This window comes from Bacillus mojavensis (assembly GCF_012648005.1).
GTDB lineage: Bacteria > Bacillota > Bacilli > Bacillales > Bacillaceae > Bacillus > Bacillus mojavensis.
Genome location: NZ_CP051464.1, coordinates 1,518,524 through 1,535,406, shown reverse-complemented (window position 1 = coordinate 1,535,406; position 16,883 = coordinate 1,518,524). Strand labels below are relative to the sequence as shown.

At 42.1% G+C, this 16,883-nt stretch carries 17 protein-coding genes; 7 read left to right on the top strand and 10 right to left on the bottom strand.

Annotation, left to right across the window (positions count from 1 at the left end):
* Window positions 1-2: 2 nt before the first annotated feature.
* The 4 genes from pdhC to HC660_RS07965 form a co-directional block, all read right to left on the bottom strand.
* Window positions 3-1,331 (bottom strand): pyruvate dehydrogenase complex dihydrolipoyllysine-residue acetyltransferase, encoded by a 1,329-nt coding sequence (gene pdhC, locus HC660_RS07980; protein ID WP_024121262.1) that lies wholly within the window; start codon window positions 1,329-1,331, stop codon window positions 3-5.
* A 114-nt stretch (window positions 1,332-1,445) separates the two neighbouring features.
* On the bottom strand, window positions 1,446-2,423 hold the full coding sequence (gene pdhB, locus HC660_RS07975; protein ID WP_029441235.1) for a pyruvate dehydrogenase complex E1 component subunit beta: 978 nt from the start codon (window positions 2,421-2,423) through the stop codon (window positions 1,446-1,448).
* 3 nt (window positions 2,424-2,426) lie between these two features.
* Window positions 2,427-3,542: a pyruvate dehydrogenase (acetyl-transferring) E1 component subunit alpha gene (gene pdhA / locus HC660_RS07970; RefSeq protein ID WP_024121261.1), complete on the bottom strand. Its 1,116-nt coding sequence runs from the start codon at window positions 3,540-3,542 to the stop codon at window positions 2,427-2,429.
* Window positions 3,543-3,949: 407 nt separating this feature from the next.
* Window positions 3,950-4,621 (bottom strand): YkyA family protein, encoded by a 672-nt coding sequence (locus tag HC660_RS07965; RefSeq protein ID WP_168747690.1) that lies wholly within the window; start codon window positions 4,619-4,621, stop codon window positions 3,950-3,952.
* Window positions 4,622-4,839: 218 nt separating this feature from the next.
* Here HC660_RS07965 and HC660_RS07960 point away from each other — a divergent pair, with 218 nt between their 5' ends.
* Entirely contained in the window at window positions 4,840-4,992 is a 153-nt protein-coding gene (locus HC660_RS07960) for a YjcZ family sporulation protein (protein WP_010334100.1), read from the top strand.
* A 112-nt stretch (window positions 4,993-5,104) separates the two neighbouring features.
* Window positions 5,105-5,659 (top strand): peptide deformylase, encoded by a 555-nt coding sequence (gene def, locus HC660_RS07955; RefSeq protein WP_168747688.1) that lies wholly within the window; start codon window positions 5,105-5,107, stop codon window positions 5,657-5,659.
* Between the two features lie 41 nt (window positions 5,660-5,700).
* Here the strand turns inward: def and HC660_RS07950 are convergent, their stop codons facing one another.
* The gene (locus HC660_RS07950; RefSeq protein WP_168747686.1) at window positions 5,701-6,474 is read right to left on the bottom strand and encodes a Cof-type HAD-IIB family hydrolase; all 774 of its coding nucleotides are present in this window, start codon (window positions 6,472-6,474) and stop codon (window positions 5,701-5,703) included.
* A gap of 382 nt (window positions 6,475-6,856) precedes the next feature.
* Here HC660_RS07950 and rnpZA point away from each other — a divergent pair, with 382 nt between their 5' ends.
* A complete protein-coding gene (gene rnpZA / locus HC660_RS07945) occupies window positions 6,857-7,066 on the top strand; it encodes an RNA polymerase subunit omega 1 (protein WP_010334097.1) in 210 nt (69 codons plus the stop codon).
* 5 nt (window positions 7,067-7,071) lie between these two features.
* Window positions 7,072-8,739, top strand: coding sequence for a ribonuclease J1 (gene rnjA / locus HC660_RS07940; RefSeq protein ID WP_010334096.1), 1,668 nt, complete (start codon window positions 7,072-7,074; stop codon window positions 8,737-8,739).
* A gap of 33 nt (window positions 8,740-8,772) precedes the next feature.
* Here the strand turns inward: rnjA and ade are convergent, their stop codons facing one another.
* The 5 genes from ade to abhA all read right to left on the bottom strand — a co-directional run bounded on the left by ade (window position 8,773) and on the right by abhA (window position 13,998).
* Window positions 8,773-10,506, bottom strand: coding sequence for an adenine deaminase (gene ade / locus HC660_RS07935; RefSeq protein ID WP_168747684.1), 1,734 nt, complete (start codon window positions 10,504-10,506; stop codon window positions 8,773-8,775).
* Window positions 10,507-10,662: 156 nt separating this feature from the next.
* Window positions 10,663-11,328 (bottom strand): Ktr system potassium transporter KtrC, encoded by a 666-nt coding sequence (gene ktrC / locus HC660_RS07930; RefSeq protein WP_010334094.1) that lies wholly within the window; start codon window positions 11,326-11,328, stop codon window positions 10,663-10,665.
* Between the two features lie 71 nt (window positions 11,329-11,399).
* Window positions 11,400-12,230 (bottom strand): gamma-glutamylcyclotransferase family protein, encoded by an 831-nt coding sequence (locus tag HC660_RS07925; RefSeq protein WP_168747682.1) that lies wholly within the window; start codon window positions 12,228-12,230, stop codon window positions 11,400-11,402.
* 15 nt (window positions 12,231-12,245) lie between these two features.
* Window positions 12,246-13,532: a two-component sensor histidine kinase KinC gene (gene kinC, locus HC660_RS07920; protein ID WP_010334093.1), complete on the bottom strand. Its 1,287-nt coding sequence runs from the start codon at window positions 13,530-13,532 to the stop codon at window positions 12,246-12,248.
* Between the two features lie 187 nt (window positions 13,533-13,719).
* Window positions 13,720-13,998 (bottom strand): transcriptional regulator AbhA, encoded by a 279-nt coding sequence (gene abhA, locus HC660_RS07915; protein WP_003244728.1) that lies wholly within the window; start codon window positions 13,996-13,998, stop codon window positions 13,720-13,722.
* 281 nt (window positions 13,999-14,279) lie between these two features.
* Between abhA and mreBH the strand changes: the two genes are divergently transcribed.
* The 3 genes from mreBH (at window position 14,280) to HC660_RS07900 (ending at window position 16,867) form a co-directional block, all read left to right on the top strand.
* Entirely contained in the window at window positions 14,280-15,287 is a 1,008-nt protein-coding gene (gene mreBH, locus HC660_RS07910; RefSeq protein ID WP_168747680.1) for a cell shape-determining protein MreBH, read from the top strand.
* Between the two features lie 102 nt (window positions 15,288-15,389).
* Window positions 15,390-15,521 carry a protein YkpC gene (locus tag HC660_RS07905; RefSeq protein WP_010334091.1) on the top strand — a complete coding sequence of 44 codons (132 nt, stop codon included), beginning with the start codon at window positions 15,390-15,392 and terminating at the stop codon, window positions 15,519-15,521.
* 113 nt (window positions 15,522-15,634) lie between these two features.
* A complete protein-coding gene (locus HC660_RS07900) occupies window positions 15,635-16,867 on the top strand; it encodes an aminopeptidase (RefSeq protein WP_168747678.1) in 1,233 nt (410 codons plus the stop codon).
* Window positions 16,868-16,883: the final 16 nt, after the last annotated feature.

Below are 16,883 nucleotides of genomic sequence, written 5' to 3'. Positions count from 1 at the left end.
CATTACGCCTCCATTAAAATTAATTGTGGATCGTTCAGTAAACGCTTGATGTGATTGAGTGCATTTTGCGCAGTCGCTCCATCGATCATACGGTGGTCGAAGCTGAGAGAAAGAGCTAAGACTGGAGCTGCTACGATTTCGCCATCACGAACAATCGCTTTTTCTGCAATGCGTCCGATACCAAGAATCGCAACTTCTGGATGGTTGATAACCGGAGTGAACCATTGTCCGCCGGCAGAACCGATGTTTGTAATTGTGCAAGATGCGCCTTTCATTTCAGCTGGAGCAAGCTTGCCTTCACGAGCTTTTGTTGCAAGGCTGTTGATCTCATCAGAAATTTCAAAGATCGCTTTACGATCTGCATTTTTTACAACCGGCACAAGCAAGCCTTTTTCAGTATCAGCAGCGATACCGATGTTGAAATAATGTTTTTGGATTACTTCATCTGTTTTATCGTCAATTGACGTGTTTAAAACAGGGAATTTTTTCAGTGCAGATGTAAGAGCTTTTACAACGTAAGGCAAGTATGTCAGCTTGATGCCTTGATCAGCAGCAACCTGTTTGAACTGTTTACGATGTGCAACAAGGTTTGTTACGTCCACTTCGTCCATTAGTGTTACGTGAGGAGCAGTGTGTTTAGAGTTAACCATCGCTTTTGCAATTGCTTTACGGATACCGCTCATTTTTTCGCGAGTTTCTGGGAATTCGCCTTCTGGAGCTGGTGCAGCAGCCGGTTTAGCAGCTGTTTCTTGAGGTGCAGCCGTTTCTTGCGGCGCAGCTTCTTGTGCTCCTCCGTTTACAAAGCTATCGATATCTTCTTTCACAACACGTCCGTTGTTGCCTGAACCAGTTACCTTGCGAATATCTACGCCTTTTTCCCGAGCGTATTTACGTACAGAAGGCATAGCGATCACGCGTTTGTTCGGGTCAACTTCAGCTTGATCCTGCTGTCCTGCGCCAGTTTCTTTAGCAGGCTCTTCAGCACGCTCTTCTTTCGCAACATCTTGTCCAGCTTCACCAGTAGACTGAACTTGCGCTTCAGTTTTTGCGTCGCCAGACTCATCGCTGCCTTTAAATTGAAGGTCTTCGTAACCAGGTGCATCAAACGTAATGATCGTTTGTCCAACAGTTGCAACTGTTCCCTCTTCAACTTTTAATTCTAATACTTTTCCTTTAACAGGTGAAGGAATTTCTACTACTGCTTTATCATTTTGGACTTCAGCCAGTACATCATCTTCGTCTACCTCATCGTTAGGCTTGACAAACCATTTTACGATTTCGCCTTCGTGGATACCTTCCCCGATATCTGGAAGTTTAAATTCAAATGCCACAGTTCTCGACCTCCTAGTTTGATTAAGCAATTTTAAAGTTTACATCGTAAGCATTGAAAACACATATATAATGGAGGGAAAGCGTTTCAGCTCCCTCCCGATTATGCAATTTGATTAAAATTCAAGTACTTTTCTAGCTGTTTCAAGAACGTCTTTATGGTTTGGAAGCCATACGCTCTCCGCTTGAGAGAAAGGAAATACTGTATCAGGCGCAGCAACGCGAAGTACAGGCGCTTCCAAGCTCAAAATCGCACGGTCATTGATTTCAGCTACTACGTTCGCAGCAACGCCGGCTTGTTTTTGAGCCTCTTGAACAACAATCGCGCGGCCTGTTTTTTCCACAGATGCAATGATTGTGTCGATATCAAGCGGGCTGACTGTGCGAAGGTCAACAACTTCAGCAGAAATGCCGTCTTTTTCAAGCTCTTCAGCTGCTTTTAATGATTCATGAACCATTGCGCCGTAAGTGATGATTGAAAGGTCAGTACCTTCACGTTTTACGTCAGCTTTGCCAAGCTCAATTGTGTATTCTTCTTCAGGCACTTCCTGACGGAAAGAACGGTAAAGCTTCATGTGCTCTAAGAAAACAACAGGATCGTTGTCTCTGATCGCAGAAATCAAAAGTCCTTTGGCATCGTAAGGAGTTGATGGAATAACAACTTTGATACCAGGCTGTTGTGCAACAAGACCTTCTAAGCTGTCAGCGTGAAGCTCAGGAGTATGAACACCGCCGCCGAACGGAGAACGAATGGTTACAGGTGAAGTCCAGCGTCCGCCAGAACGGTAACGCATACGAGCCATTTGGCCAGAAACTGAATCCATTACTTCGTAAACAAATCCAAAGAATTGGATTTCCATTACCGGACGGAAGCCGTTTAAGCCTAAACCAAGGGCAAGACCGCCGATACCAGATTCAGCAAGAGGCGTGTCAAACACACGGTCTTCACCGAATTCTTTTTGCAATCCTTCTGTCGCACGGAATACGCCGCCGTTAACACCAACGTCTTCTCCGAAAACTAAGACATTTTCGTCATTTTTCAGTTCTGTGCGTAACGCATCCGTGATTGCTTGAATCATTGTCATTTGCGCCATGGCTTACTTCGACTCCTTCTGTGTATAAATTTCAAATTGCTCCTCAAGGTTATGAGGCATTTTTTCGAACATGATTTTCATTAAATCAGTTACTTTTTGCTTAGGCTCAGCATCCGCTTTTTTGATCGCCTGCTTAATTTCTTCTTTTGCATCCTCGATTACTTTTGTTTCTTCTTCTTCAGACCATAGGCCTTTGTTTTCAAGGAACGCACGGAAGCGTACAAGCGGATCTTTTTGCTCCCACTCGTTTTCGATTTCTTTTGTGCGATATTTAGTCGGATCGTCACCAGCCATTGTGTGCGGGCCATAACGGAATGTCAGTGTTTCAATCAGTGTCGGGCCTTCGCCGTTAATCGCCCGTTCGCGTGCTTCAGCAGTTGCAGCGTATACAGCAAGCGGATCCATTCCGTCTACTTGTACACCCACAATACCGGCAGCTACTGCTTTTTGTGCAATTGTGCCTGCTGCAGATTGTTTTTCAACTGGAGTTGAAATCGCGTAACGGTTGTTTTGCACCACGAAGATCGCAGGTGCTTTATAAGCGCCGGCAAAGTTAATTCCTTCGTAGAAGTCCCCTTGTGAAGCTCCGCCGTCACCAGTGTAAGTGATTGCGACAGCTTTCTTACCGCGTTTTTTAAGACCTAGCGCAACACCGGCCGTTTGAATGTATTGAGCACCGATAATGATTTGTGGAGAAAGGGCATTCACATCATCAGGCATTTGGTTACCCCGGAAATGTCCGCGAGAGAACAGGAACGCTTGATATAATGGAAGGCCGTGCCAGATTAACTGAGGCACATCACGGTATCCCGGAAGAACGAAGTCTTCTTTTTCAAGCGCGAAATGTGTAGCAATCTGAGAAGCTTCTTGGCCCGCAGTAGGAGCGTAGAATCCGAGACGTCCTTGACGGTTTAATGAGATAGAGCGCTGATCAAGCACACGCGTAAATACCATGCGGCGCATAAGCTCTTTCAATTGATCATCAGTTAAATCAGGCATCGCCGCTTCATTCACGACTTCTCCCTTTTCATTTAAAATTTGGAACGTTTCGAACTGCTTTTTAATGGCATCAAATTGCTTCTTACTATCAACGATTACTTTTTTCGTTTTTGCAGCCATACTAAGTCACCTCTTCCTTTCTTTTAAACAGTCATTAGACGTGCATTCCTTTTATACATACAAACTTAGGGTACCCTAAAGTATCAGCAGTAAGTCGTATATATTTTAGCCGATCCCCAGTTTGCCGAAACCATTTATGTAGGATAGTTACACTCTGCTTTGAACTGTATTATTTCGAAGTTGTAAAAAACTAATACAACACCGCTTAACATGGATTAGTTTACACCATATAAAGAAGAACCGTCAATCGTTTTCATCGCTGATTTTCAATAAATGTATTCGCTTTACATTTTCTATAAAAAAACAGATGCAACCTGCACCTCAAACTGTACTAGTATAACCTATTACACTGTACTACAATAGAAATTTAAATTTTGAATAGAATTTAAAAAAAGAGCTGATCATAGTCAGCTCTTTTTTATGTGATAGCCTGCGGCGTCATATAAATCTTCGCGGGCTTTATTATATTTCTCCGTTTGCACATCAAATTCTCCGCTTTGTTTAAGGACTTTTTTATAAGAAGCATTTGCTTTTTCGATCTGCTGTTCAAGCTTATCCAGCGTCAAGTCTTTGTCTTTCAGAAGCTTATACAGTTTTTTATCAAGTTTAATGGCTTTTTCATATTCTTCAGACATAGAGCTGTATGCTGCATATCTTTTTTCCATATGATCTGCCGCAGTCTCAGCCTTTTTCTTTATGTGTCTATCCTTAATAGTTTCAGCGGATTTTTTTGCTTCCTCAAATTCTGATTCGGATTTCTCGATGCTCTCATTTTCAAGCTTCAGATGTTCTTCACGTTTATTAACATTCTCTAGCGCTTCATTTGATAAAGAAACGATTTTTTTATAATCATCCATATTAAGCTTGATGACATCATTGTAGAGAGCATGTTCTTTTTTCTCTAATTCCTCGAGCGTTTTCTGTTCTTCTTGAAACGGCTTTTCTAGATCAGCGACTTTTTCTAATGAGTCATGAAGTGAGTCCAGCGGATCCTGTCCCACACACCCGGTTAAAAGTAAACTCAAAGCGCAAAAGGCTCCGATTTTCACACCGTGTCGCCGTTTTATTCTGTCTTTCACGTTAAATCCCCCAATCTTGACATTTTCTACTATAGAATCCATAAAGATATTTGACAATAGCCAGATGGTTATCTCATGGTTTGCTGAACAAAAAATCAAATCTAAATCGTGAAAAATCAGGACAGATGACCATACAACTTTTTTGTTTTTACATAGGTTATTGTAGACGCTATGCCTACTACAAGGCTCTGGCGTAATTAAAAGAGGAGGTTATGTTCATGTACGGTTATGGATATGGTTACGGCGGAGGCTGCTGCAGTTATGGTTACGGATATGGCGGAGCAGGATATGGCCGCACATTTGCGTTAATTGTTGTTTTATTCATTCTGTTAATCATTGTCGGAGCTGCTTATTTAGGCGGAGGCTGTTAATCATTACACAGTAAAACACTGACCAGCCATTTACGGCTGGTCATTTGTTTCGTTGCACCTTTACGAAGAAATCCGATATAATTTACATATTAAGCTTTAGGAGTGAAGTTTCTTGATTACTATGGAAAACATCGTGCGCGACGGCCACCCTGCCCTAAGAGTGACAGCAGAGCCTGTCGGGCTGCCTGCCACAGAAGAAGAAAAACAGCAGCTGGCAGATATGATTGAATTCGTAAAAAACAGCCAAAATCCGGAATTAGCTGAAACATATAAGCTGCGTCCCGGCGTGGGACTCGCGGCTCCTCAAATTAATATTAATAAACGGATGATCGCAGTCCATGCAGAAGATGCTTCCGGGAAGTTATACAGCTATGCATTGTTTAATCCAAAGATCGTCAGCCATTCCGTTGAAAGAAGCTACTTAACTAGCGGTGAAGGCTGCCTGTCAGTTGATGAGGCAATTCCCGGCTTTGTTCCGCGCTATGCTCGTATCAGAGTGAAAGGAACAACACTGGAGGGTGAACAAATTGATATTCGTTTAAAAGGATTTCCGGCGATTGTATTTCAGCATGAAATCGACCATTTAAATGGCGTTATGTTTTATGATCATATCGATAAAGAAAATCCTTTTAAAGAACCTGAAAATGCGATTGCGATAGACCGCTAAAAGAAAATATGCGGCTGACACTCTAAGTGCCAGCCGCTTTTTTATTTTAGCAGACCTAATTCTTTGACAGCATGAGCAATTCCATCCTCGTCTACAGGCTTTGTTACAAAATCCGCAACTTCTTTTAATTCAGGAACGGCATTCCCCATGGCAACGCCTGTTCCGACAAACTGAATCATTTGCAGATCATTTAATCCGTCGCCGAAGGCATATGTATCGCTGATATCAAACGGAAGACGCTCGATTACTTTTTTAATCCCCTCCGCCTTTGATCCGCCGCGCGGCAGAACATCAGTTGAAAGCTCATGCCAGCGCACAAGATCGAATTCAGGAAAAGCCGCATAAACTTTTTCTTCTTCATCCTGGCAAAACAACAGAAGCTGAAAAATGTCTTTTCCTTCATAGAAGAGGTCATCGGTTTCAGGATAGTCGGTCTTCAGGCTGCCGATTCCCTCCAAGACATGAGGATGATCTGCAACAGTTGCTTTCATTGTATCTTCAGCCATAAACACAACCGGGTGGCTTCCTTCTCCCGCCTGCTTTAACAATCTTCTGATAGCATCTTCAGGCAGCGGATTCTTATAAATCACTTCTTTTTCAAAGACGACATACTGACCATTGTAGGAAATAAATGAGTGAATGCCTAACTCCTCTAAAATCGGTTTCACCAGAAACGGGGACCGCCCGCTGGCGATAAACAAATGGTGTCCCTGCCGCTGAAGCTCTGCTACGGTTTTTCTTGTGCTTTCCGGTATTTTTTTGTCATGATCATATATCGTGCCGTCAATATCGAAAAAGATTAATTTTGAGTCCATCGTTATTCCCCTTTATGTCTTAATCTGCAATTCCCACACTCATCATACAAAAAGATTCCGGTTCAGCAAACCATTTCCCTCAAAAACTAAATAAAATTCCATTAATATCCACGAAAAGTTCGTGCTAAACTCCGTATACTATTTGTATATAACAACCTTGGACAAGTAACAATTGAAGGAGGGACCTGCGTTATGCTTAGGAAATTAAAAAAGAAGCTCAGAAGACAATGGAACGGAATGCTCCGCAGGAAAGTCATTGCCTGATAAGGGATCTGTCACTTTTTCAAAGGTCCTTATTTTGCTCAAGACTTTCCTTATATTCCGTTTTCGAATATAATAGAGTAAGGCGAGTCTAACATACGGCATTTAAGGAGAGATTTGGATGATTTATAAGGTATTTTATCAAAAAAAAGCTGAGGAAGTACCTGTTCGGGAAAAAACAGATTCACTTTATATTGAAGGCGTATCAGAGCGTGACGTCAGAACAAAACTGAAAGACAAGAAATTTAATATTGAATTTATCACACCTGTTGACGGTGCTTTTTTAGAATATGAACAACAGAGTGAAAATTTTAAAGTATTGGAGTTATGAGCGGTATGAAATTTGTAAAAAATGATCAGACTGCTGTTTTCGCCCTCGGAGGACTGGGCGAAATCGGTAAAAATACGTATGCGGTGCAGTTTCAGGATGAAATTGTGCTGATTGATGCGGGGATTAAGTTTCCCGAGGACGAACTGCTCGGTATTGATTACGTCATTCCCGATTACACGTATTTAGTCAAAAACGAAGATAAAATTAAAGGGCTTTTTATTACGCACGGGCACGAAGACCACATCGGCGGCATCCCGTACCTGCTTAGACAAGTCAATATTCCCGTTTACGGCGGTAAACTCGCGATCGGCTTACTTCGGAATAAACTTGAAGAGCATGGATTATTAAGACAGACCAAGCTTAACATCATCGGTGAGGATGATATCGTAAAATTTCGCAAAACGGCTGTGTCATTCTTTAGAACAACACACAGTATTCCGGATTCCTACGGTATTGTTGTAAAAACGCCGCCCGGAAACATCGTACATACTGGAGATTTCAAATTCGACTTTACTCCAGTCGGCGAACCGGCAAACTTAACGAAAATGGCCGAAATCGGCAAAGAAGGCGTTCTGTGTCTCCTTTCAGACAGCACAAACAGTGAAAACCCTGAGTTCACTATGTCTGAACGCCGTGTCGGAGAAAGCATTCATGACATTTTCCGCAAGGTGGACGGCCGAGTTATCTTCGCTACATTTGCGTCGAATATTCACCGCTTGCAGCAGGTAATTGAGGCTGCTGTATTAAATGGAAGAAAAGTTGCCGTATTTGGACGCAGTATGGAATCGGCTATCGAAATCGGACAAACTCTCGGCTATATTAACTGTCCTAAAAATACGTTTATTGAACATAATGAAATCAATCGCATTCCTGCCAATAAAGTAACGATCCTGTGTACAGGAAGCCAAGGGGAACCGATGGCGGCTTTATCCAGAATTGCAAACGGCACACACCGGCAGATTTCTATCAATCCTGGGGATACAGTCGTATTTTCTTCATCCCCTATCCCAGGCAACACTATCAGCGTGAGCCGTACAATTAACCAGCTGTATCGTGCGGGGGCTGAGGTTATTCACGGACCTCTTAATGATATCCATACATCAGGCCACGGCGGACAGGAAGAACAAAAGCTGATGCTACGTTTAATCAAGCCTAAATTCTTCATGCCGATTCACGGTGAGTACAGAATGCAAAAGATGCATGTCAAGCTTGCAACAGATTGCGGCATCCCTGAAGAAAACTGCTTTATCATGGATAATGGTGAAGTATTGGCGCTTAAAGGCGATGAAGCTTCAGTTGCCGGTAAAATTCCATCCGGTTCAGTATACATCGACGGCAGCGGTATCGGTGATATTGGAAATATCGTGCTTCGCGACCGCAGAATTCTTTCTGAAGAAGGTCTTGTGATCGTCGTTGTCAGCATAGATATGGATGACTTTAAGATTTCAGCGGGCCCTGACTTGATTTCCAGAGGATTTGTTTACATGAGAGAATCGGGCGATTTGATCAATGACGCCCAAGAGCTCATTTCAAACCACTTACAAAAAGTCATGGAACGAAAAACCACTCAATGGTCAGAAATCAAAAATGAGATTACGGATACGCTTGCTCCGTTCTTATATGAAAAAACGAAACGCCGCCCAATGATCCTTCCGATCATTATGGAGGTTTAAAAAAAGATGCACTCACTTAGGAGTGCATCTTTTTTATTGCAGTGCTATATGCTGAAATGACTTTACATCAAACAACCCTGTTGTCGTCATTTTGATGTCAGGAATGACAGGCAAAGCCAAAAATGAAAGCGTCAAAAATGGGTTAAAGCGGTCTTTGAAACCAATAAATGAGAGCTTTTCATGAAGCGTCATTAAACTTTGATTCACCAATTCTGCCGATTGGTCGGATAATAATCCCCCAATCGGCAGAGGAACAGAGTGAAGTTCTTCCCCATCTTTTATAACTGTTAATCCGCCGCCAATTTCCTGCAGCTTATTAACTGCGGCTGCGATATCGGCGTCATTTGTCCCGACAGCAATGATATTGTGCGAATCGTGTGAAATGGTTGTTGCAATCGCTCCGCTTTTCAAACCAAATCCTTTCACAATACCGAGTCCCGTTTCTTTTAATCCCTTATGCCGTTCAACGACTGCAATCTTTAACAAGTCAAGTTCAATGTCAGGCTGAAAAATATGTGCTTCTGGAGCCGGAACACTCACAAGGCGTGTTTCAAGCTGATTTGGTATGATTTGAATGACATTCATCTGCTGCTGGGGATTAATTGGCATATGAAAATCCTGTTCGGAAAGAGGAGCAGCAAGGTTAACGGAGTCAAGCAGTGCCGGGTCTGGTGTTAGCGTATGAACTTGTGCCTGACCGACTGCTTTATTATCTTCAGCAACAGTTTGTCCTTTTACCATCGTCTTTGTGACAGTGACATTTTCCACATCTGAAATAAAGAGCAGGTCGGCGTCAAATCCCGGAGCAATTGCTCCCTTTGTATCTAGTCCGTAACATTCCGCTGCATTCAGGCTTCCCAATTGGTATGCCAAAAACGGGTCGAGGCCTGCTTGAATGGCCATTTTCACCTGATGATTCACACTTCCCTCTGACAATAAATCATCTACATGTTTATCATCAGTACAGAAGAAGAAACGGCGCGCATTCTTTTCATTAACAGCCGGCAGCACTTTCAATGTGTTTTTTGCCACTGACCCTTCTCGCATCATGACATACATCCCTCTTCTGATACGATCAAGCGCTTCTTCCTTCGTTGTTACCTCATGATCGGTCAAGACAAGAGCGGTCCTGTATATATTGATGAGATCAGTTGACAAGCCTGCTAAATGCCCATCAATCCGTTTCCCGGCACTCCGGGCATCTAACAGCTTATTAACCATGTCTGCTTCACCCTGCTCAACCGATACATAATCCATCACTTCAGCCAGACCCAATACCTCTTTTTCTTCGTAAAATGGCTTCAAATCGGCCGCCCGGAGTACTGCACCGGATCGCTCAAAGCTGGCGGCAGGCACACTGGAGGGAAGCATAAAATGGATATTCAGCGGTGTTTGGCGGGCCTGTTCAATCATAAATTTGATTCCTTCTTGACCGGACACATTCGCTATTTCATGCGGATCGGTAATAATGGTCGTCACGCCATTCGGCAATACGGCTTTGGCAAACTCGATCGGTGTCACCATTGATGACTCAATATGTACATGACCATCAATAAATCCCGGCACAATGATTTGCCCCTCTGCATCAATGGTTTCTTCACCTTCATACTGGCCGAGGCCTACAATGACTCCGTCTGTTATCGCAATATCTTCATAGATCCACTCATGATTATATACGTCCATGATTTTCCCGTTCTTAATGACGATGTCAGCTTTTTGTCTGCGGGCTGAAGCATTCAGCCTTTTGACCAGCGCTTCTTTATTCAAATGGCCCCCTCCTCTTTTTTATTTATATGGTACAATATGCTATCGGAACGCTTATCCGTAGTCAATAAAATTTTAATAAATTGGCACTCAGTTCATTAAATTTGTTATATTCTGATAATATGAAAAAACCGCCCCTAAGGACGGCTTATATTTCTTCTATTTCGTATGAAGAACTCTTTTCTCAAAACGTGAAATATCCGTAACCGATCCAATAACGATGAGAATATCTTCTTGGTGTATCACTTCAGTTGCTAGCGGCGACACGATGACTTCCTTACCCCTTTTAATCGCTACAATATTAATACCGTATTTCGCCCGTATATCTAAATCGAGAAGAGTGTTTCCGGCAAGACGGCTGTTGGCTACGATCTCGACAAGACTATGCTCTTCTGACAGCTCCAAATAATCAAGTACATTGTTGGAAACGATATTATGCGCAATTCTTTTTGCCATATCTCGTTCCGGGTGGACAATGTGATCCGCGCCGATTTTGGACAGCACTTTTTCATGATAATCGTTCTGAGCCTTAACTGTAATCGTATTGACACCCAGTTCTTTGAGGATCAGAGTTGTTAATATACTCGCCTGAATATTTTCACCGATCGCAACAATGACGTGGTCAAAATTCCTCAAACCTAAATTTTTCAGAACAGATTCGTCGGTCGAATCTCCGATGACGGCATGTGATGCAATTTTGGCATACTCGTTGACTTTATCTTCATCAATATCCATCGCCATGACCTCGACGCCCTCTTCGCTCAATGCTTTGCAAATACTTCCACCAAAACGGCCGAGTCCAATTACCGCAAATTCTTTTTTCATAGTGGTGCTCCTTTACCTAACATCATATTGATCAAATTTTATCATATTCTTTTGAAGCAGTGTTAATTTCATCAACCCTTTGGCAGCGAATTCATATGCTGCTTAAGCCGTTCAGTAAAGCCCGGGGTCAAATAAAGCTCGGCTCCCCGTTCAATCTCGGTTTGATAATGCTGAGGAGGTGCTGTTTCTGCTTCTTTTCGGAGGACGAGAAAGGTTAAACAATCGGTATAGAGCTTTCCCCCTGCTTCAACGTCTACAAATGCCGGCCGATAGGTAAGAGATTCAACCCCTTCTCTTTTATACAAATAGGCGACAGCTGAAAAAGGAAGACGATACAAAACCCCTTCTGTCGTGCCTCCGTCTTCAGTGATATCCGCTCTTGAGCCGTCTTGTCTTTTTAACGTAAAGCGGGTTGTATACCCTTTTAAAACAGCTCCTCCCACTGGATCTTGAAAATAATGATCAACCCCTGCTTTTTGAAAACGGGCATTGTCCATACAAGATCCGTAGGCAAAATAGTACACGGGACCTTTAGATTTGCTGATCATCTGATGTTCTTTCCAGTCACCGCTGCCTATTTTCACAAAGTCAGCACAATCATCTTTTTTCATATCATACACAAGTGCTTTCTTAATTCCAGCATCAGTTTCTACATGTACAGATTTCTTGTAATAGCCTTGATAAAAAAGATCCAGCTTATGTATACATGATTCATCTGCTTCATAAATCTCACCGCAAATATAGCCATCAGCCTCTAAGACGGCCGCAGGTTCCTCGGCTGCCGTATCAAAAAGACATCCCTTTGTCCGTGCCTGCTCACTGATACAAGCCGACTGTGATAACAGATGATGATTTTTTTCATGCTTCCTTAAGGTCCCATATACAAACAGAAGCGAGTTCATCTTGTTTTTCCCCTCTCAGCTATCAGATTTTAAAGGCAGAACAACTTGAAAGATGCTGCCTTTTCCAGCTTCACTTTCAATCTTCAATTCCCCGTTATGCTCCTTTAATATTCTCAAACAAATCGCGAGCCCCAGTCCTGTGCCTTTCTCCTTTGTTGAATAAAAAGGTTTTCCAATTTGTTCAAGCTTTTCCTGTGACATGCCGTTCCCTTCATCTTTTACGCTTATTACGACGTGTGAAGCTGTTTTAGCAGTGGAAATCGTAACGACACCGCCTTTTGGCATTGCTTCAATTCCATTTTTGATTATATTGATAAAAACCTGCTTCAGCTGGTTTTCGTCCCCTTTAATCATACAGGTTTCTGTCTCATCAAAATTCTTTTCTATAGCAATATTGGACAATATGGCATTTGTATCAAGCAATGTTGTGACTTGTTTCAAAATTTCATTAATTGGGTGCGTTTTAAATGTTATTTCCTGCGGCTTCGCCAGCAGCAAAAGCTCGCCGAGCACCAGATCAATTCTTTTAATCTCTGAAAAGATGATATCAAAATAATCTTTTCTATCCGGATATGATGTTTTCATAATTTGAAGGAATCCGCTGACGGACGTTAAGGGATTTCTGACCTCATGGGCAATGCCGGCAGCCAGTTCACTCGTGATCGACAGTTTCTGCGACTCTCTCGCAAGCCGTTCATTAATCTCCAGAAGCTCATCTTCAGCCTCTTTTCGCTCAGTGATGTCTGACATTGTACCTAAGCTTCCGGTAAATTGCTCATCTCGGTCATAGTAAAGTTTATAGTGGACCTCACCCCAAAAGATCGTCCCGGTCTTTGTCACATATTTTGCCGTAAACATTCCCGAGGACGCTTTGTTTTTGATTTGAGTATTAATGTGATCAGCTACATGCTTTTCTTTTATGAAGTAATCATTATACATTGTTCCCATACATTCACTGATCGAAAAACCTGTGATCGCTGCCCACGCTTGATTTAAGTATGTAATTTCGCCTTTTGCATTTGTTTGGAAAACAATCTCCTGTAAATTATCCATGATGCGGTTCTTCTCATCAGAAAGCTGTTTATACTTCCATTCATTATCTTTCATTTTCTTGACCAGCTGTTTCTTCTCATCGACATAATACGCCAGCATCCAGACACTGAAAATCGTGACTGCTGTATACACAATGTCAACAGGCCAATTAATCGGGTTTTTGCCTATAAAATAAAATAAATAATCCCAAAACATAATAAAAATCATTGCCAAAATAATGGAAATGATACGTGCTTGATATTTTCTCATATGACCACCTGCCGCTTGTGTTTCTCTGTTTATTGTACCATTCTTCGACAAATAATTGAGTAAAATATGTAAAGTATCCCAAATCATTCATTACCTTTTGTTCATGATGTCATATCTTAGGCGGCGGTAATCAGAAATTGGCACGCAAAAAAAGGCGGAGATTACACATTCCGCCTTTTAACATATATTATTCTTTTAAAGCGGCTTGGATTTCTTCGAGAAGCAGCTGTGCACCTTCAGGGCTTAACGTAATTTTACCATTGCCGTATTCTTTATTTTCTGAAGTGATTTCCCCAGTCATTAAACAAACGCCATGAGGTTTGTACTTTTTCAAAATAATTTTATCACCGTCGACAAAAAACTCAATGCTGTCTTTAATAGCAATGTCCAGTGCCCGTCTTAACTCGATCGGCATAACAATACGGCCTAATTCATCTACTTTTCTTACAACACCTATTGATTTCATAAAAACCCTTCTTCCTTAAACGTTTCTTTTTTCATGTAATATTAAAGGTTGTCCCTCAATATATCGTAGACGTACGAAACTTAGAAAAAGTTTCCCGCTTTCTTGAAGAATTGCTCGAAATTTTTTCCATAAAACCGATAAATGTATTACTTCTGTTACACCCTTCCGCATTTTTTTACAAAAACATTTCTTTCCCGACGCACACCCCCACAAATCACTTCTTTTCTTAGAAACTTTAAATGTAGAATCATATTAAATCAGGATAAAGATTGGGTGAAAACATGTTTCAATCAACTGAAATTGGAATTGACTTAGGAACAGCTAATATACTTGTTTACAGCAAAAATAAAGGAATCATCTTAAATGAACCTTCTGTTGTCGCAGTAGATACAACGACAAAAGCAGTGCTTGCGATCGGGACTGACGCGAAAAATATGATCGGTAAAACACCAGGAAAAATTGTCGCTGTCAGACCGATGAAAGACGGCGTTATCGCTGACTACGACATGACAACTGATTTGTTAAGGCACATCATGAAAAAAGCCGGAAAGAGCATCGGCATGTCGTTTAGAAAGCCGAATGTCGTTGTGTGCACACCATCAGGCTCAACTGCAGTGGAACGCCGCGCCATCAGTGACGCGGTGAAAAATTGCGGAGCGAAAAACGTCCATTTAATCGAAGAACCGGTGGCAGCTGCGATCGGAGCGGATTTGCCGGTTGACGAGCCGGTTGCTAACGTGGTGGTAGATATCGGCGGCGGCACGACGGAAGTCGCGATTATTTCCTTTGGAGGCATTGTCTCCTGCCATTCAATCAGAATCGGCGGAGACCAGCTTGATGAGGATATCGTTGCATTTGTGCGGAAAAAGTACAATTTGCTGATCGGTGAACGCACAGCTGAGCAGGTTAAAATGGAAATTGGCCATGCATTGATTGAGCATGTGCCGGATGCAATGGAAATTCGCGGACGTGACCTTGTAACAGGGCTACCAAAAACCATTCTGCTTCAATCAAATGAAATTCAAAATGCGATGCGTGAATCTCTCCTTCATATTCTTGAAGCGATTAGAGCCACACTTGAGGACTGTCCTCCTGAATTAAGCGGAGACATTGTCGATCGCGGTGTCATTTTAACTGGCGGCGGGGCGCTTCTTAAAGGAATAAAAGAATGGCTGTCAGAAGAAATCGTTGTACCCGTACACGTTGCGCAAAACCCGCTTGAATCCGTGGCAATCGGCACCGGACGTTCCTTAGAGGTGATTGATAAGCTCCAAAAAGCGGTTAAATAATCCTTTTCTCGCAAAATCTCAGAAAGTAATTGAAATTCCTGCTTCTTTTTTCCTCTCTCTCTTCATATTGTGAGAAATGGAGAAACGATAAGGAGGAAACAGATGCTTAGAGATTTAGGAAGACGGGTAGCGATTGCAGCCATTTTGAGCGGAATCATTCTTGGAGGCATGAGCATTTCACTGGCAAACATGCCTCATGCGCCTGAAGGCCCTGTAAAAATGAATCATCCATAAGTATTGAAAAGCCCAAGACAATTTTGTTTTGGGTTTTTCTCTTTGCACTCCTTTCTTTTCTTTATTGGAGATTATTTGATATGATGAGAAAAAAGCACGAGGAGGAAAGATTGATGGATACATTTTCAGAGAAATTAAATACATATGCCCAGCTGGCGGTTGAGGTCGGCGTTAATGTTCAAAAAGGCCAGTATGTGGTTGTAAATGCTTCAACGGAGGTACGTGACTTCGTCCGTCTGATTGTGAAACATGCATATGAAAAAGGCGCCAAAAATGTAACAGTGAATTGGCAGGATGACGAAGTAGCCAGATTAAAATATGAATTGGCGCCCTTTGAAGCCTTTGAAGAGTATCCTGAATGGGAAGCAAAAGGCAGAGAAGAGCTAGCCAAAAAAGGAGCTGCTTTTATTTCAGTCGTATCCTCAAACCCAGACTTACTGCAAGGTGTAGATTCCAAACGGATTGCCGCCTTCCAAAAAGCAGCAGGAAAAGCGTTACATACATACAGACAATACATTCAATCAGATAAAGTGAGCTGGACTGTCGTCGGTGCTGCATCAGCAGGTTGGGCTCAGAAAGTGTTCCCTGACAAATCAGAAGAGGAAGCGACACAGCTTCTGTGGGAAGAAATTTTTAAAGCAACACGCGTAAACGAAGAAAATCCGGTCCAAGCGTGGATCAATCATGATCAAAACCTTCATGAAAAAGTTGATCATTTGAACCAAAAACATTACGCCGCTTTACATTATCAAGCAGAAGGAACTGATTTAACAATCAAGCTTCCGAAAAAACACGTTTGGGCTGGAGCCGGAAGCGTAAATGAAAGCGGACATGAATTTATGGCTAATATGCCGACAGAAGAAGTATTCACGCTGCCGCAAAAAGACGGGGTTGACGGGTTTGTATCGAGCACAAAACCGCTCAGCTACGGCGGGAATATTATCGAAAACTTCACGCTCACATTCAAAAACGGCCGTATTGTTGATATCAAAGCTGAAAAAGGAGAAGACATATTAAAAGAATTGGTCGAAACAGATGAAGGCTCTCACTATCTTGGTGAGGTAGCTCTTGTTCCTTACGATTCAGCTATCTCACAATCAAATATTCTTTTTTATAACACTTTATTTGATGAAAATGCATCAAATCACCTGGCAATCGGCAGTGCCTATGCTTTTAACATTGAGGGTGGAAAACAGATGTCTCGTGAAGAGCTTGTCAAAGAAGGCTTAAACGAAAGCATTACCCACGTAGATTTTATGATTGGTTCTAAGGATATGAACATTGATGGAATTACTGAAGACGGAAAAAGAGAACCGATTTTCAGAAATGGAAATTGGGCTTTTTAAAATAAGAAGGAGGCTT

Coding starts and splice junctions, on each gene's coding strand:
- HC660_RS07950 (WP_168747686.1), bottom strand. CDS start 6,474: ATGGACTCAAAATTAATCTTTTTCGATATTGACGGCACGATATATGAT.
- HC660_RS07960 (WP_010334100.1), top strand. CDS start 4,840: ATGTACGGTTATGGATATGGTTACGGCGGAGGCTGCTGCAGTTATGGT.
- abhA (WP_003244728.1), bottom strand. CDS start 13,998: ATGAAATCAATAGGTGTTGTAAGAAAAGTAGATGAATTAGGCCGTATT.
- HC660_RS07900 (WP_168747678.1), top strand. CDS start 15,635: ATGGATACATTTTCAGAGAAATTAAATACATATGCCCAGCTGGCGGTT.
- pdhB (WP_029441235.1), bottom strand. CDS start 2,423: ATGGCGCAAATGACAATGATTCAAGCAATCACGGATGCGTTACGCACA.
- ktrC (WP_010334094.1), bottom strand. CDS start 11,328: ATGAAAAAAGAATTTGCGGTAATTGGACTCGGCCGTTTTGGTGGAAGT.
- kinC (WP_010334093.1), bottom strand. CDS start 13,532: ATGAGAAAATATCAAGCACGTATCATTTCCATTATTTTGGCAATGATT.
- HC660_RS07905 (WP_010334091.1), top strand. CDS start 15,390: ATGCTTAGAGATTTAGGAAGACGGGTAGCGATTGCAGCCATTTTGAGC.
- mreBH (WP_168747680.1), top strand. CDS start 14,280: ATGTTTCAATCAACTGAAATTGGAATTGACTTAGGAACAGCTAATATA.
- rnjA (WP_010334096.1), top strand. CDS start 7,072: ATGAAATTTGTAAAAAATGATCAGACTGCTGTTTTCGCCCTCGGAGGA.
- HC660_RS07925 (WP_168747682.1), bottom strand. CDS start 12,230: ATGAACTCGCTTCTGTTTGTATATGGGACCTTAAGGAAGCATGAAAAA.
- rnpZA (WP_010334097.1), top strand. CDS start 6,857: ATGATTTATAAGGTATTTTATCAAAAAAAAGCTGAGGAAGTACCTGTT.
- pdhA (WP_024121261.1), bottom strand. CDS start 3,542: ATGGCTGCAAAAACGAAAAAAGTAATCGTTGATAGTAAGAAGCAATTT.